The sequence below is a fragment of the Rhodococcus sp. DK176 genome, assembly GCF_038447315.2.
Taxonomy (GTDB): Bacteria; Actinomycetota; Actinomycetes; order Mycobacteriales; family Mycobacteriaceae; genus Rhodococcus_F; species Rhodococcus_F jostii_A.
On sequence record NZ_CP118321.2, the window covers coordinates 1,191,866 to 1,207,309 of the forward strand.

Sequence of the window (15,444 nt, forward strand, 5' to 3'; positions counted from 1 at the left end):
GTTCGACCTATTCAATATAGCTGGACCCACCGACACGTCGTCAAGAGAAAGGTGAGACCGGTCGACACGAACGCTGACCAGACTCCGCTCGTGGTCGAACTCTCGGCCACCGAGTTCCGCGACCGCCTGCACGAGGCGCTGTCGATCTACGTCGCCGCCATGGGCTATCCCCACGGCACCGAATACCACCGGGCGCCGATGTGGAACGAGCACCTGCAGCGATCGGGGTGGCGGGGCGTCGGCGCGCTCGTCCCGGCCAGTGACGGATCCACCGACAACGCGGCCGCCCGCCTCGTCGCCGTCGCCTACGGCTACCGCGGGGCGCCCGAACAGTGGTGGCACCAGCAGGTCCGTTCGGGTCTGCGCCACACGGGGTGGACCCGGGACCAGATCGACGTGATCCTCGGCAACTACTTCGAACTCACCGAACTCCACGTCCACCCGGACGCCCAGGGACACCGGCTCGGCGAGACCCTGCTCCTCCGCCTCCTCGAACGCAGGCCCGAACGCGGGGTGCTGCTCTCCACCCCCGAAGTGGCGGACGAGGACAACCGCGCCTGGCGGCTGTATCGCCGCCTCGGCTTCAGAGATGTCCTGCGCCACTTCCGATTCGCCGGGGACAACCGGCCGTTCGCGGTGCTGGGACGCGGGCTTCCCCTGTGATCGACGCGGTGGTGGTGGGGTCGGGACACAACGCCCTCGTGTCGGCGTGTTACCTCGCGCGATCCGGGTGGTCGGTCGAGGTGATCGAACGCGACACCGTGCTCGGCGGCGCGGTGTCCACGGTGGAACGCTTCCCCGGGTACAAGGTCGACCGCGGGTCGTCCGCGCACATCATGGTCCGTCACACGGGGATCGTCGAGGAACTCGATCTCGGCGCGCACGGACTGCGGTACCTCGACTGCGATCCGTGGGCGTTCGCCCCCGCCCCGGCGGGTTCGGATCGGCCGGGCATCGTGTTCCGCCGCAGCCTGGATGCGACGTGCCGGTCCATCGAGGAGTCGTGCGGCGCCGCGGATGCCGACGCGTACCGCCGGTTCGTGGCGGTGTGGGGTCCGCGCAGCGCACGGGTCATGCGCGCGTTCTCGAATCCGCCGACCGGGCCCGCGCTGCTCTCGTCGTTCTGGGGGCTCGACACGGGCGGCGGCGGTAGCGACCTCTCCCGGCAGTTCCTCGGTTCCGGCGATGCGCTGCTCGACGAGTACTTCGACGACGAGCGTCTCAAGGCGGCCCTCGCATGGTTCGGCGCCCAGTCCGGTCCGCCGATGTCGGAGCCGGGGACGGCGCCGATGGTCGGATTCGCGGCGTTGATGCACACCATTCCGCCCGGCCGTGCCGTCGGCGGCAGCGGAGCCCTGACCGCGGCCCTCGCCGCGAGGCTGCGGGCCGACTCCGGGACCGTCTCGCTCGGCGACGCGGCGGTCTCGTTGAGCCGCGACGGCGACTCCTGGACGACGCGGACGGCGTCCGGCCGGGAGATCCGCTCACGGGCGGTGATCGCGGGCTGTCACGTGCTGACCACGCTCGGCCTGCTCGAGCGCGGCGGGTACGACGCACAGACCCTCGACCGGTGGCGTCGCCGGATCCGCGTCGGCCCGGGGATCGGGATGGTGGTGCGGCTGGCCACCGACGCCCTCCCCGCCTATCCGAGTGCGCCCGACGCCTCGGTCACCCACGGGCTCCAGCTGCTGGTCTCGGATCGCGCGCACCTGCGGCTCGCGCACGGCGCGGCCCTCGCCGGGGAACTCCCGCCGCGGCCCGCGGTGCTGGGAATGAGCTTCAGTGGCCTCGACCCCACCATCGCACCCGAGGGCAGGCACCAGGTGACCCTGTGGTCGCAGTGGCAGCCGTACCGGCTGAGCGGCGGCCGGCGCTGGAGCGACCTCGCCGGACCGGAGGCCGATCGGATCGTGGCCGAGATCGACGCGCTGGCTCCCGGTTTCGGTGAGTCCGTCCTCGACCGGCACGTGCAGTCGCCGCAGGACCTCGAAGACGAGATGGGGTTGCTCGGCGGCAACGTCATGCACGTGGAGATGTCGCTGGACCAGATGATGATGTGGCGTCCCCTCCCCGAACTGTCCGGGCACCGGGTGCCGGGTGCCGACCGCCTGTACCTCACCGGCGCCTCCACCCACCCGGGCGGCGGGGTGTCCGGGGCGAGCGGTCGCAGCGCCGCACGCATCGCGCTCCACGACGACCGGCGGGGCCTGGGACGCCTGCGACGCCGGCGATGACCACCCGCCTGCCCCTGATCCTCGCGTGCGCGGCGGTCGCGGCGCAGATCGTCTACCCACTGGTGCACGGCGGGATCCGCGACGTGGTCACCGTGCTCGTCGTCGCGCTGCTGGCCGCGGCGTCCGTCACCCATGCGGCGGTGACCCGGGGTGCCCGCTGGACGGTGGGACTGGTGGTCGTCACCGCGGGGCTCGGTCTGTGCTCCGAGGTCGTGGGCACGGCCACCGGCTTCCCCTACGGCTGCTACGACTACAGCGTCGACCGTCTCGGGCCGGCACTCGCGGGGGTGCCTCTGGTGGTGCCGTTCGCGTGGACGGCCGGGTTCTATCCGGTGTGGTGCGTGGCGTCCGTACTCGCGCGGGGTCCGCGTCGACGGCTGACGCGGATCGCGCTGACGACGATCGGTGTGGTCGGCTGGGACCTGTACCTCGACCCGCAGATGGTCGCGGACGGGCAGTGGCACTGGTGTGTCACCGATGCCGGCCTGCCCGGTATCGAGCACATTCCGTTGACCAACTACGCCGGGTGGTTCGTCGTCGCGGCCGTGATGGCCGTCGCCGTGGACCGCATCGACCGTCGACTGGACGCCGGGCACCGGCACCGTGACGGTGTCCCGATCGGGTTGTTCCTGTGGACGTGGCTCGGTTCGGCGCTGGCCCATTCGGTGTTCCTGGGTGCTCCCGAGTTGCGGTATTCGGCGATCTACGGGTGGTTGGCGATGGGAATCCTGGGAGTTCCGCTGCTCGTGTCGCTGCTTCGGCCGCGCGTCCGGCGACCCGGGACCCACGACACGCACCCTCACACCTGACACCGATCCACTCCCCTGGCACGATACGACTGTGCAGCCGCCCTCAGTTCCGACCTCGACCCGCTCGCGGAGGGCTTTGTCCCTCGCGGCCCTCGGCCTCCTCCTCGTGCCCCTCCTCGCGGGATGCCTGCGGGTTCAGGTGTCGATGGGGGTGTCCGCCGACGACCGGGTCTCCGGCCAGATCGTGGCCGCCGCCGTGCCGGCGAACGATCAGGACAAGGGCCCGCAACTCACTCCGCCCGACTCGCTGTCGGGCAAGGTGCGCGTCCAGGAGTACAAGAAGGACGGGTACGTCGGCAGCCAGGCGTTCTTCAGCGACCTGACGTTCGGCGACGTGCAGCAGCTCGGCACCATGTCGGAGCAGGCCAACGGAAGTTTCCAGATCTCGCTCCAGCGGACCGGCGACCTCGTGACCCTCGACGGGAAGGCCGATCTCAGTTCGGTCCCCGCGCAGGGCACGGACGTGCAGTTCACGATCGCCTTCCCGGCGCGCGTCGCCACCACCAACGGCACCCGTGAGGGCGACTCGATCGTGTCGTGGAAACTTCCCGCCGGCGACACCTCGACGATCCGCGCCGAGGTGCGTTACTCGGACCCGAGCACCCGTAGCTTCGCGGGCTGGGCGGGCATCATGGCCGGTGTGACGCTGGGCGTCGCCGTGATCGTCGGTGCGCTGGCCTGGTTGGCCCGCAACAGGGATCCGGTGATCGGCAGCGGTCGCGCACGGGACCACTCGGAGGTGTGACCTCTCGCCCGATCGAGCGGGTCGTCCGGGTCGGCTCCCTGATCTCGGTTCTCGGTCTCGCCACCAGCGTCGCCAACCTGTGCCGCGCCCCGCGGCTCCCGGCGGCGGCCCGCCCGGTCACCGAACCCGTCACCGTCTGCATTCCGGCCCGGGACGAGCGTGACCGGCTGCCGGACCTGATCGGCGACCTGCGCGAACAGCGAGGGGTCGACGATCTGCGGGTGTTCGTCTACGACGACGGCTCCACGGACGGGACCGCCGAGGTCGCGGACGCCGCGAGCGGCGCGGACCCCCGCTTCTCCGTGATGCGGGGAACCGCGGAACCGCCGCCGGGCTGGGTGGGCAAACCCGCGGCCTGCCACCAGGTGAGTGAGCACGCCTTCGCCCGGGGCCGCGGTGACGGGGGGATACTCGTGTTCCTCGACGCCGATGTGCGGTTGCGTCCGGGCGCCCTGAACGCCGCGTGCGCCGCGCTGCGCGAGTCCGGGGCCGCGCTGGTCTGCCCGTGGCCGTTCCAGCAGGCGGGGTCGGTGACCGAGGGGCTGGTGCAGCCGCTGCTCGCGTGGTCGTGGGCGGCGACGCTGCCGATCGGCGTGGCCGACCGGTCGCGGCGCCCGTCGACGGCGGTGGCCTGCGGGCAGTTCATGGTGTTCGATTCCGCCGCGTACCGCAGGGTCGGAGGTCACCGGGCCGTCGTGGACAGCGTGACGGAAGACCTCGACATCGCGCGACTGCTCCGCACTCGGGGTCACGCGACCACACTGGTCGTGGCCGGCCGGTCGGCGTCGTGCCGGATGTACGAGGACGCGGGCGCGCTGCGCCGCGGTTACGACCGCTGGCTGTGGACGGCATTCGGCTCCCGCCTCGGCGCCGCGGCGGTCCTCGGTGCGGCGAATGTGGCGTTCGTCGCGCCGCCGGTCGCGTTCGCGGCCGGACGGGGACGCGTGCGCCGGTGGGGGGCAGTGGGGTATCTCGCGGCCACGACGTCCCGGCTGTGCGCCCGGGCACTCGAACGCGGTGACCGCCTCACCGCCGCCGACGTCGCAGGCGCGGTCGCACACCCGCTGTCCGTCGCCGCGGTGACGGCACTGACGGTGTCGTCACATCGCAGTCACCGCCGCGGGCGCACCCGGTGGAAGGGGCGGAGCCTCAGCTGACCCGCGCCGGGGTGACCGGGGCGGGATCCGCCACACCCGAACCGACCTTGTCGCCGAGCCTGGCAAGCACCTCGCTCGTGGCGCGCGCGAAGTTGAGGGTGATGAAGTGCAGGCCGGGTGCCCCCTCCGCGATGAGGCGTTCGCTCATCTCGGTGGCGACGTCGATGCCGATCTCGCGCACGGCGGCGCGGTTCTCCTCGGGACCGTCCCCGGCGGCCGTGGCGAGACGCTTCTCGAGGTGCGCCGGGAGACGCGATCCCGACAGTTCGAGCACGCGGCGGACCGACCGCAGCGACGTGATCGGCATGATCTCGGGGATGATCGGCTTGGCGCCCTGTTCGGGGTCGTACGCCGACACCCGGTCGCGCAGTCGCAGGTAGTCGTCGACGTCGAAGAACATCTGGGTGATCGAGTACTCGGCACCTGCCCGCAACTTCGACACCAGGTACCGGGTGTCGTGCGCGAGATCGGGTGCCCGGTAGTGGCCTTCCGGGAACGAGGCGACGCCGACATGGAAGTCGCCGAGGTCGCGGACGAGCCGCACGAGGTCCTCGGCGTACTCGACGCCGTCCGGATGCTTCTCCCACTCGCCCAGCGGGTCACCGGGCGGGTCGCCGCGCAGGACCAGGATGTTGCTGATTCCGCGGTCGGCGTAGGCACCGACCATCGACCGCAGTTCGTCGACACTGTGCGACACGGCCGTGAGGTGCGCGACCGGCAGGAGGGTGGTCTCCTCGGCGAGCTGACCGGTGACGCGGACCGTGCGGTCGCGCGTCGACCCGCCCGCGCCGTAGGTCATGGACACGAAGGCCGGACCCATCCGCTCGAACTCCCGGACGGCACGCCACAGACGAGCCTCGGCGGCCTCGTCACGCGGCGGCGAGAACTCGACGGAAAAGGGGACCCGGCCGTCGCTGGACGACCGGATCCGGTCGACGATGGACGGAGTGCGGGTTACCCAACCTTCGCTGGCCCGCCCCCTGACGGAATCGAATGTCACCCGTCCAGCATAGGTAGTGCCCGGGGCATTGCACCCACTGCGTCTGCGCGGGCGGCGGGAGCCGGGAATCCGGCCACCCGGGAGGGCGCCCACTATGGTGGTGTCGACGCCTGTCGCCGGTCTCGGCGCGCACGCGAGAATTCGATCCTGGAGGCAACACTGTCCGTTGGAACGCGCCCCGCCGCCCTCGCGGCCGAGGTCGAAAATGCGCTTCGCGACTTCTTCACCAGCCGGCAGGACCTCGTCGACTCCGTGGGTGGTGGTTACCGCGAGGCCGTGACCACGCTCGAAGACTTCGTCCTGCGCGGAGGCAAGCGGGTCCGCCCGGCCTTCGCGTGGACCGGTTGGGTCGGGGCGGGTGGCGACGCTCGTGGCCCCGACGCCGGACCCGTGCTCCGCGCCTGCTCCGCGCTGGAACTGGTTCAGGCCTGCGCGCTGGTCCACGACGACATCATCGACGCGTCCACGACGCGTCGCGGGTTCCCGACCGTCCACGTCGAGTTCGCGGAACAGCACCGCGCCGGGGCGTGGAGCGGTGATTCCGCTCACTTCGGCGAGGGCGTCGCGATCCTCCTCGGCGATCTCGCGCTGGCCTGGGCCGACGACATGATCCGCGAATCCGGAATCACCCCGGACGCGTCGGCCCGCATCTCCCCCGTCTGGTCCGCGATGCGCACCGAGGTGCTCGGCGGGCAGTTCCTCGACATCAGCAACGAGGCCCGGGCGGACGAGTCGATCGTCGCCGCCATGAAGGTGAATCGGTACAAGACGGCCGCGTACACCATCGAGCGGCCCCTACACCTCGGTGCGGCGCTCGCAGGCGCCGACGACACCCTGGTCTCGGCGTACCGCCGATTCGGCACCGACATCGGTATCGCCTTCCAGCTCCGCGACGACCTGCTCGGCGTGTTCGGCGATCCGGCCGTGACGGGGAAGCCCTCCGGCGACGACCTGCGGGCGGGCAAGCGCACCGTCCTGTTCGCGATGTCGCTGCAGCGCGCCGACGCCGAAGACCCCGCGGCGGCCGCGCTCCTCCGCGAGGGCATCGGCACCGACCTGTCAGATTCGGACGTGGACACCCTCCGGACCACGATCACGTCCCTCGGCGCGGTCGCGGACGTGGAGAAGCAGATCGAGGAACTCGTCGGGAACGCGCTGTCGACGCTGGCGGCGAGCACCGCCACTACCGAGGCGAAGCAGCAGCTCACCGAGATGGCCGTCGCCGCGACGCGCCGCGACTACTGAGGGTCCGGGGATGGCCCGCGCGCTCCGGACGGTTCCCGGCCGCACCGATCACGTCGTGGTCGTCGGCGCGGGTCTAGCCGGTCTCTCGGCCGCTCTGCACCTCGCCGGATCGGGCAGGCGTGTCACCGTCCTCGAACGGGACTCGTCGCCGGGCGGCCGGGTCGGCACCTACCGTGGTCCCGGCTACGACATCGACAACGGTGCCACCGTACTCACGATGCCCGAACTGGTCGGCGAGGCCCTCGCCGCCGTCGGCGCGGATTTCGCGTCCACCCGGCCGCCGCTTGTCCTGGAACGGCTGGCGCCGGCGTATCACGCACGGTTCGCCGACGGGTCCTCACTCGACGTGCACTCCGATCCCGACGCGATGGTCGCCGAGGTCAGCCGGGTGTGCGGGCCGGAGGAGTCGGCGAGGTATCTGCGGCTGCGGCGCTGGCTCGGCCGGATCTTCGACGCCGAGTACCACCGGTTCATGGATGCGAACTTCGACTCGCCGCTGGATCTCGTCTCATCCCCGGCGGCCGCGCGGGATCTGCTGACGCTCACCGCCCTGGGCGGGTTCGGCAGGCTCGGCGCCCGCGTCGACCGTACGATCACCGATCCGAGACTCCGCCGGATCTTCACGTTCCAGGCCCTGTACGCGGGGGTCGCGCCCGCCGACGCCCTCGCGGTGTACGGCGCGATCGCCCACATGGACACCTCGCTCGGCGTCTACTTCCCGCGCGGCGGGATGCGCTCGATCGCGCTCGCCCTCGCCGACGCCCTCTCCACAGCGGGCGGCGAGATCCGGTTCGACACCGAGGTCGCGGCACTCGAGCGAAGCGGCGACCGCGTCGGCACCGTCGTCACGGCGGCGGGTGACCGCGTCGACTGCGACGCGCTGGTCCTCACCCCGGACACCGCCGTCGTCGACGCACTGCTCCGCCCGGTGACACGCCGGACCCCCCGGCGGGTGCGAGTGTCGCCGTCCGCCGTGGTCCTGCACGGGACCGTCCCCACCGCGGTCGCCTCCCAGTGGGCCGCCCAACGACACCACACCATCGATTTCGGTCACGCGTGGAAGCGGACGTTCGCGGAGATCACCGCCCGCGCGGGGCGCGGACGGCTGATGACGGACCCGTCGCTGCTGATCACCCGGCCCGCCCTGTCGGATCCGGGCCTCGCCCTGGACCGCGCTGGGATTCCCTCGGAACCGCTGTCGGTGCTCGCGCCCTGCCCGAACCTGCACAGCGCACCGCTGGAGTGGTCGTCGCTGACCGGCCCGTACGTGAACGAACTGCTGCGCGAACTCGAGACGCGCGGGTACCGCGGGATCGCGGAGCATTTCACGATCGACCGCGTCGACACCCCCCTCACCTGGCTCGGCAAGGGCATGGCGGCGGGCAGCCCCTTCGCGGCGGCGCACGTGTTCCGGCAGACCGGGCCGTTCCGGCGCCCCAACCTGGTCAGGGGCCTGGACAACGTCGTGCTCGCCGGTTCCGGCACCGTCCCGGGTGTCGGAGTTCCGACCGTCCTGCTGTCGGGGAAGCTGGCGGCCGCCCGCATCACCGGGCCCACCGCAGCTCGAAGCGCGGAAAGACACACCGGAGCACGAAGTGCGGAAAGACACACGGAAGCATCAAGTGCGGGAGGATAGGGCGAGGCGTGGCGGGAACTGGTGCCGACAGCAATTAAACTGGGTCCTCGACCATGCGATGCGCACGCCGACGACCGCAACCGAACTCACCTCGGGGGAGGAATCTGCACTCATGACGCCCTCTGCCCCGCAGGCGACCGTCGCCGCTGCGACGACCACGCCGCAGCGGTCGTGGCCCCAGACCACGGCCGGCTTCCTCCGCAGCCCGGAGGGGCACGCCGCCATCCTCGGGTTCGCGGGCGCCGTGATGATCACGTTCGGTGGATTCGGTGCGGGCAGCGTCCGCCGCGAGGACCCACTCCTCGAGGCGATGCACCTGTCGTGGCTCCGGTTCGGTCACGGTCAGATCCTGTCGACGGTCATCGTCTGGGTGGGTGTGGTCGCGATGATCACGGCGTGGGTGCGGTTGGGTCGTGCCACGCTCGGCGGCGACGTCACCCTCCGGCAGTTGCGGATGATCGTCCCGGTGTGGACGGCGCCGCTGCTCCTCGCAGTGCCGATGTTCAGCCGCGACGCCTACTCCTACCTGGCGCAGGGTGCGCTCCTGCGTGACGGGTTCGACCCGTACGCCGTCGGGCCGGTGGTCAACCCGGGAGTCCTCCTGGACAACGTCAGCAACGTGTGGACCACCACCACCGCGCCGTACGGTCCGCTGTTCCTGCTCCTCAGTCAGGGGATCACGGCGCTGACCGGCGACAACGTGATCGCCGGGACGATGCTTCTGCGCGTGACGATGCTGCCCGGACTCGCGCTGATGGTGTGGGGGGTTCCGCACCTCGCGCGGCACCTCGGCGGTAATCCGGCGATCGCCCTGTGGCTCGCCGTGCTCAATCCGCTGGTCCTGGTCCACCTCATCGGCGGGGTTCACAACGAGCTGTTGATGGTCGGCCTGATGATCGCCGGCATCGCTCTCGTCCTCGAACGTCGCCATCTCGCCGGGATCGCCCTCGTCGCGGTCGCGGTCGCGATCAAGGCGACCGCAGGCGCCGCGCTGCCCTTCATGGTGTGGATCTGGATGCTCCACGAGAAGGAGAAGGCCGAGGCGGAGGGGCGCACACCCGCGTCGCCGCTCGCGTCGTTCGCGAAGACCGCGGGCGCGGGGTTCGCCGTGTTCGTGGCCATCTTCGCGGCCGCGTCCGCCGTCGCCGGTGTCGGGCTCGGCTGGATGACCGCGCTGTCCGGTTCGAACAAGATCATCAACTGGTTGTCGCTGCCGACGATCCTCGCCCACATCGTGACCGTCGGAACGTCGTGGTTCGCGGAGCTGCGGCTGGGTGAGGTGCTGGCGATCACCCGCCCGATCTGCGCGGTGGCCCTGGTCGCGATCGTGCTGGCGGCCTGGTGGCGCTACCGGACGACCGAGCGTGACGCGATTCTCGGAATCCTCATCGTCCTGGTCGCGATCGTGATCCTGTCGCCCGCGGCGCTGCCCTGGTACTACTCGTGGCCGATCGCCATCGCGGCCGGCTTCGCGTTGTCGACCCGGACCCTGATGATCCTCGTCGGGTTGTCCACCTGGTTGATGCTGGTCTTCCAGCCCGACGGCTCGATCGGCCTGTACACGTTCCCGCACGTCGTGCTCGCGACGTTCGCTGCGGTCGTCGCGGCCGTGTCGCTCCGCACGGTCGACCCGCTGCGGCTGCGCACACCCCGGCCCGTCGAGGACGAGCGCACCGCCGACCTCGCAGGTGCTGCGACGGCGCCGCGCGTCGAATGACCGGTCGATGACCGACCTGGCCGGCAGTTACCGGTACTGCGGCGCGGTGACGGCGGAGCACGGTCGCACCTATCATCTCGCGACCCGGCTCCTTCCCGAGCGCCGCCGGGCCGCCGTGCATTCCCTCTACGGGTTCGCGCGCACGGTCGACGACATCGTGGACGTCGATCCCAGCCGGACGGCCGGCGACTGCGCCGCCGAACTCGATCGGATCGACGCGGCTCTGCGAATCGGCTTCACCGACCGGACCGCGGTCGGTCCGGATGCGTGTTCACGGGAGATGCGGCGGGTCCTTCCCGCGTTCCTCGACACCGTCGCGTCGTTCGACATCCCCCACGACTACTTCTTCGCGTTCCTGCAGTCCATGCGGATGGATGTTCCGGGGACCGTCGAGCATCGGTCCGAGTACGGCACCATGACCGAGCTCCGGACATACATGTACGGATCGGCCGTCGTGATCGGGTTGCAGATGCTGCCCGTCCTCGGAACCATCGGGCCCGTCGCCGATGCGGAACCGCACGCTGCGGCTCTCGGTGAGGCGTTCCAGCTGACCAATTTCCTTCGCGACGTGGGCGAGGACCTGGATCGGGGCCGGGTCTATCTCCCGGCCGACGAATTGGCCGCGTTCGGTGTCGACACCGAACTTCTCGCGCACAGTCGCCGCAGCGGCACGACGGACCAGCGGATCGTGCGGGCCCTCGCCCACCTGATCTCGGTCACCCGGTCGGTGTACCGGGACGCGGAACCGGGCATCGCGATGCTGGACCGGCGGGTGCAACCGGGTATCCGGACCGCGTTCGTGCTGTATTCCCGCATCCTCGACGAGATCGAGCGAGGCGGTTACCGGGTGCTCGACCGGCGCGCCACCGTGTCCCGGAGAAACCGGTGGGCGACGGCGCTGCCTCAGTTTGCCCGGCTCGCGGTGCCTGCCCGTGGCCGAGTGCGATGACCGGCGGTCAGAATCCCATCGCCTGAGCGCGGCGGATCACTTCGCGGGCGAGATCGCCGTGCAGGGCCTGGACGGGCGTGCCGGGGAGGCTGTCGTCCTCACGGAACAGCCACTGCAGGATCTCCTCGTCCTCGAATCCGCCGTCGTGGAGCACGGCGACGAGACCGGGCAGCCATTTGACGATCTCGCCGGTCTCGTCGAAGAAGAGTTCGGGAACACCGAGGACGCCGTCGCGGCGGACGGCGATCAACTGCTGATCGCGCAGAAGCTGCTGCACGCGGGTGACGGCCACACCGAGGTTCTTCGCGACGTCCACCAACTGGAGGAGCGAGACGGAAGGGTCCAGGACATCGTCACAGTAAGGGATGGCACTCACTTCCCTAACGTTATCTGGTCGCTTCCGGCGTGGCGCTACCGGTCGGTGTCGCTGGCTACGATTGAGGGGCGCGTGGCCGGGCTGCGCGCTCTGACGGGGGAACGGACACTGTGCACGATGGAGGTCAACGTTTGATCGGCGAGCTGCTCGACCGGCGCTATCGGGTGGATGCCACGATCGCGCGTGGCGGCATGTCCACCGTCTACAGGGGGCTCGACACGCGTCTCGACCGTCCGGTGGCCATCAAGGTGATGGATCCGCAGTTCGCGGCCGATCCGGCGTTCGTCACCCGGTTCGAGTTCGAGGCCCGCTCGGTCGCGCGACTCAAGCACCCCTCCTTGGTCGCGGTGTACGACCAGGGACACGACCGCGAGCACGCGTTCCTGGTGATGGAACTCGTCGACGGCGGGACGCTCCGCGAACTCCTGCGGGAACGCGGGCCGATGCCGCCGCACGCGGTGGCCGCGGTCGCGGGCCCGGTTCTCGACGCGCTCGCCGTCGCCCACCGGGCCGGTCTCGTCCACCGCGACGTCAAACCCGAGAACATCCTGATCTCCGACGGCGGTGAGGTGAAGATCGCCGATTTCGGTCTGGTGCGGGCCGCCGCCGCCTCGACCACCACGTCGAACAGTGTGATTCTGGGCACGGCGGCGTACCTGTCGCCGGAGCAGGTGACATCCGGGATCGCGGACACTCGCAGCGACGTCTACTCCACCGGTGTCCTGCTGTTCGAACTTCTCACCGGGCGGACACCGTTCACCGGGGACACGTCGTTGTCCGTCGCGTATCAGCGGATCAATCAGGACGTTCCGCGGCCGGGTTCGTTCATCGCAGGTGTCCCGCCCGAGTTCGACGAACTCGTCGCGGAGGCCACCCATCGGGAGCCGTCGCACCGCTTCGCCAACGCCGAGCAGATGGGCTCGGCCCTGCGCAGCATCGCGGCGGCGCTCGACCTGCCCGCGTACCGGGTGCCCGCCCCGCGACGCTCGGCGCAGCACCTCAGCGCCGCTGCCGCCGCGAGCGCGCCGCCCTTGAGCGCGCCGCCGGGACCCGTCGCACCACCCACGGTGCACCTTCCCCCCGCCCCGCCGTTGTCGCCGCCCAGCCCGCTGCCGGCGCAGCCCGGTGTCCAGCACACGCGGGTCGTCACCACGCAGACTCCGCGCCCGCCGATCGACGAACCGTCGTTCGCGGTGGAGGACGAACCCGACGACGGCTACCACTACCCCGACTTCGCCGCCGAACGGCAGCGGTCGCGCCGGACGACGATCGTGTGGCTGCTCGTGATCCTGATGCTCGCCCTCGCGGTGGGTTTCGGTGGCTGGTGGATGGGTTCGGGACGTTTCACCGCGGTCCCGACCACCGACGGTCTCGATCGCGGTGCGGCGGTGACGGCGATCGAAGCGGCCGGACTGTCGACGGAGATCCGCGGGCAGTACTCGGACACGGCTGCGCTCGACACGGTGCTGGGTACCGATCCCACCGGCGGCTCGCGGATCTCTCGCGACGGCACGGTGGCACTGCTCGTCTCCCTCGGGAGGCCGACGGTCCCGCCGCTGCCCGCGGGCGGTGAGCGCGCGGGAATCGAACAGGAACTGCGGAACCGCACATTCACCCCGGTCGACGGTGGTCAGGCGTTCAGCGCGAAGGTCCCGATCGGGGCGGTGGCCGCACTCGACCCGGCACCGGGTACCGAGCTCGCGACCGGGTCCACGGTCAAGCTGATCGTCAGCAAAGGTGCACCGCCGGTGGACGTTCCCGATGTGAAGGGCATGTCGGAGGCCGAGGCGCGCGCCTCACTCGAGGCGGTGGGGATCGTCGTGCAGGACGTGACCACCGACTTCGACCGGAACGTCGCCGCCGGAGACGCGATCGCCACCAGCCCGAAGGCGGGCACCCGCGTCAATGCGGGCACCAGCGTCACGTTGAGTGTGTCGAACGCGGTGCGAATTCCGTCGATGCTGGGCCGGACGGTCGGATCCGCGCGGGACGAACTGAGCCGTCTCGGACTCGAGGTGAAGGTGCGTCAGGTGACCGACACGGACAGGTCGTTCGTCATCAGCCAGAACCCCGGCGGCGGCGATCTCGTGAAGCCCGGGAGCACTGTCACCCTGGTCTCACTGCCCTGACCCCGCAGGTGCAGGGCAGTGAGTCCCCCTGAATGTACGCCCTGCGGTCAGCCGCGGAGCATCTCCGCGACGAGGAACGCCAGTTCCAGCGACTGCTGGGTGTTGAGGCGGGGGTCGCACGCCGTCTCGTAGCGGCCGGACAGGTCGAGGTCGGAGATGTCCTGCGCGCCGCCGAGGCATTCGGTGACGTTCTCACCGGTGAGCTCGACGTGTATGCCGCCCGGGTAGGTGCCGAGCCCGTTGTGGACCTCGAAGAATCCCTGGACCTCGTCGACGATGCGGTCGAAGTGGCGGGTCTTGTATCCGGTGGACGCCTCGTGGGTGTTGCCGTGCATCGGGTCGCACTGCCAGATCACCTGGTGACCGGTGGCCTGGACCTTCTCGATGATGGGCGGCAGCAGGTCGCGGACCTTGTTGTTACCCATCCGCGAGATCAGGGTGAGGCGACCCGGCTTGTTGGTGGGGTCGAGCCGCTCGACGTATTCGACTGCCATCTCCGGTGTGGTGCTGGGCCCGATCTTCAGGCCGATCGGGTTCGACACGAGTTCGGCGAATGCGATGTGCGCCCCGTCGAGCTGGCGGGTGCGGTCGCCGATCCACAGGAAGTGGGCGGACAGGTCGTACAGCTTGGCGTGGTCGTCGTCGTTGTCGAGGCGCAGCATCGCGCGCTCGTAGTCGAGGACGAGCGCCTCGTGGCTGGCGAAGATCTGCGCGTGGTGCAGGCTGGGATCGGTGACGCCGCAGGCGTTCATGAACTGCAGACCGCGGTCGATCTCCGCGGCGAGTGCCTCGTACCGGGCCCCGGCCGGCGACGACGCCACGAACTCGCGGTTCCAGTCGTGCACCTTGTGCAGGTCGGCCATGCCCGCGCCGGTGAGCGCGCGGACCAGGTTCATCGCGGCGCTGGCGTTCGCGTACGCCCGCACGAGCCGCGAGGGGTCGTGGGCGCGCACGGCCTCGTCGGCGACGAGGGAGTTGATCATGTCGCCGCGGTACGACTGCAGGCCCAGGGCGTCGACGTTCGACGACCGCGGCTTGGCGTACTGACCGGCGATACGGGCCACCTTGACGACGGGCAGGCTCGCTCCGTACGTCAGGACGACGGCCATCTGCAGCAGGGTGCGGATGTTGCCCTTGATGTGCGGCTCGGTGTTGTCGGCGAACGTCTCGGCGCAGTCACCGCCCTGGAGGAGGAACGCCTCGCCGCGCGCGACCTGAGCCAGCTTCTCCTGCAGGGCCACGACCTCGCTGGCCACCGTGATCGGGGGCACGCTCTCGAGGACGGTCCGCATCGCGGCGGCCTGCCCCTCGGGCCATTGCGGCTGCTGAGCAGCGGGCTTGGCCAGCGCTGCATCGAGACGCTCACGCATCTCGGTGGGCAGCGGCGGGAGTTCGGGCAAGCGGTCGATCGGCACGTCGACAGTCCAGTTCACCCATACAGGATATT

Annotated in this window: 13 protein-coding genes; 10 read left to right on the forward strand and 3 right to left on the reverse strand. The window is 70.6% G+C overall.

Annotated elements, in window-relative coordinates; genetic code table 11:
- The first annotated feature begins 51 nt into the window (after positions 1 to 51).
- Genes PSR88_RS05580 through PSR88_RS05600 form a run of 5 tightly spaced genes read left to right on the forward strand, consistent with a single transcriptional unit; the run spans position 52 to position 4,945 of the window.
- Entirely contained in the window at positions 52 to 663 is a 612-nt protein-coding gene (locus PSR88_RS05580) for a GNAT family N-acetyltransferase (RefSeq protein WP_029537339.1), read from the forward strand.
- The gene (locus tag PSR88_RS05585; RefSeq protein WP_016880045.1) at positions 660 to 2,234 is read left to right on the forward strand and encodes a phytoene desaturase family protein; all 1,575 of its coding nucleotides are present in this window, start codon (positions 660 to 662) and stop codon (positions 2,232 to 2,234) included. The genes PSR88_RS05580 and PSR88_RS05585 overlap by 4 nt, the downstream gene beginning before the upstream one ends.
- Entirely contained in the window at positions 2,231 to 3,043 is an 813-nt protein-coding gene (locus tag PSR88_RS05590; RefSeq protein WP_016880044.1) for a carotenoid biosynthesis protein, read from the forward strand. Before PSR88_RS05585 ends, PSR88_RS05590 begins: the two co-directional genes overlap by 4 nt.
- A 31-nt stretch (positions 3,044 to 3,074) precedes the next feature.
- Positions 3,075 to 3,788 (forward strand): LppM family (lipo)protein, encoded by a 714-nt coding sequence (locus tag PSR88_RS05595; RefSeq protein ID WP_011594234.1) that lies wholly within the window; start codon positions 3,075 to 3,077, stop codon positions 3,786 to 3,788.
- The gene (locus tag PSR88_RS05600; protein WP_016880043.1) at positions 3,785 to 4,945 is read left to right on the forward strand and encodes a glycosyltransferase; all 1,161 of its coding nucleotides are present in this window, start codon (positions 3,785 to 3,787) and stop codon (positions 4,943 to 4,945) included. The genes PSR88_RS05595 and PSR88_RS05600 overlap by 4 nt, the downstream gene beginning before the upstream one ends.
- Here the strand turns inward: PSR88_RS05600 and metF are convergent.
- Positions 4,938 to 5,945 (reverse strand): methylenetetrahydrofolate reductase [NAD(P)H], encoded by a 1,008-nt coding sequence (metF, locus tag PSR88_RS05605; RefSeq protein ID WP_009473752.1) that lies wholly within the window; start codon positions 5,943 to 5,945, stop codon positions 4,938 to 4,940. The two genes, PSR88_RS05600 and metF, sit on opposite strands and share 8 nt — an antisense overlap.
- A gap of 147 nt (positions 5,946 to 6,092) precedes the next feature.
- Between metF and PSR88_RS05610 the strand changes: the two genes are divergently transcribed.
- From PSR88_RS05610 to PSR88_RS05625, 4 genes are all read left to right on the forward strand, one after another.
- On the forward strand, positions 6,093 to 7,190 hold the full coding sequence (locus tag PSR88_RS05610; RefSeq protein WP_192815030.1) for a polyprenyl synthetase family protein: 1,098 nt from the start codon (positions 6,093 to 6,095) through the stop codon (positions 7,188 to 7,190).
- Positions 7,191 to 7,200: 10 nt separating this feature from the next.
- Positions 7,201 to 8,826 (forward strand): phytoene desaturase family protein, encoded by a 1,626-nt coding sequence (gene crtI, locus PSR88_RS05615; protein ID WP_011594236.1) that lies wholly within the window; start codon positions 7,201 to 7,203, stop codon positions 8,824 to 8,826.
- A gap of 112 nt (positions 8,827 to 8,938) precedes the next feature.
- A complete protein-coding gene (locus tag PSR88_RS05620) occupies positions 8,939 to 10,543 on the forward strand; it encodes an alpha-(1->6)-mannopyranosyltransferase A (protein ID WP_029537337.1) in 1,605 nt (534 codons plus the stop codon).
- A gap of 7 nt (positions 10,544 to 10,550) precedes the next feature.
- Positions 10,551 to 11,492 (forward strand): phytoene/squalene synthase family protein, encoded by a 942-nt coding sequence (locus PSR88_RS05625; RefSeq protein ID WP_011594238.1) that lies wholly within the window; start codon positions 10,551 to 10,553, stop codon positions 11,490 to 11,492.
- A gap of 7 nt (positions 11,493 to 11,499) precedes the next feature.
- On the opposite strand, the gene PSR88_RS05630 is transcribed toward PSR88_RS05625, so the two are convergent.
- The gene (locus PSR88_RS05630; RefSeq protein ID WP_011594239.1) at positions 11,500 to 11,868 is read right to left on the reverse strand and encodes an Rv2175c family DNA-binding protein; all 369 of its coding nucleotides are present in this window, start codon (positions 11,866 to 11,868) and stop codon (positions 11,500 to 11,502) included.
- 110 nt (positions 11,869 to 11,978) lie between these two features.
- On the opposite strand from PSR88_RS05630, the gene pknB reads away from it, so the two are divergent.
- The gene (pknB, locus tag PSR88_RS05635; protein WP_342338062.1) at positions 11,979 to 13,997 is read left to right on the forward strand and encodes a Stk1 family PASTA domain-containing Ser/Thr kinase; all 2,019 of its coding nucleotides are present in this window, start codon (positions 11,979 to 11,981) and stop codon (positions 13,995 to 13,997) included.
- A gap of 47 nt (positions 13,998 to 14,044) precedes the next feature.
- Here the strand turns inward: pknB and PSR88_RS05640 are convergent, their stop codons facing one another.
- Complete coding sequence (locus PSR88_RS05640) at positions 14,045 to 15,430, reverse strand: class II 3-deoxy-7-phosphoheptulonate synthase (RefSeq protein WP_005247669.1); 1,386 nt, start codon at positions 15,428 to 15,430, stop codon at positions 14,045 to 14,047.
- Between the last annotated feature and the right edge of the window lie 14 nt (positions 15,431 to 15,444).

Coding starts and splice junctions, on each gene's coding strand:
- PSR88_RS05625 (WP_011594238.1), top strand. CDS start 10,551: ATGACCGACCTGGCCGGCAGTTACCGGTACTGCGGCGCGGTGACGGCG.
- crtI (WP_011594236.1), top strand. CDS start 7,201: ATGGCCCGCGCGCTCCGGACGGTTCCCGGCCGCACCGATCACGTCGTG.
- PSR88_RS05620 (WP_029537337.1), top strand. CDS start 8,939: ATGACGCCCTCTGCCCCGCAGGCGACCGTCGCCGCTGCGACGACCACG.
- PSR88_RS05590 (WP_016880044.1), top strand. CDS start 2,231: ATGACCACCCGCCTGCCCCTGATCCTCGCGTGCGCGGCGGTCGCGGCG.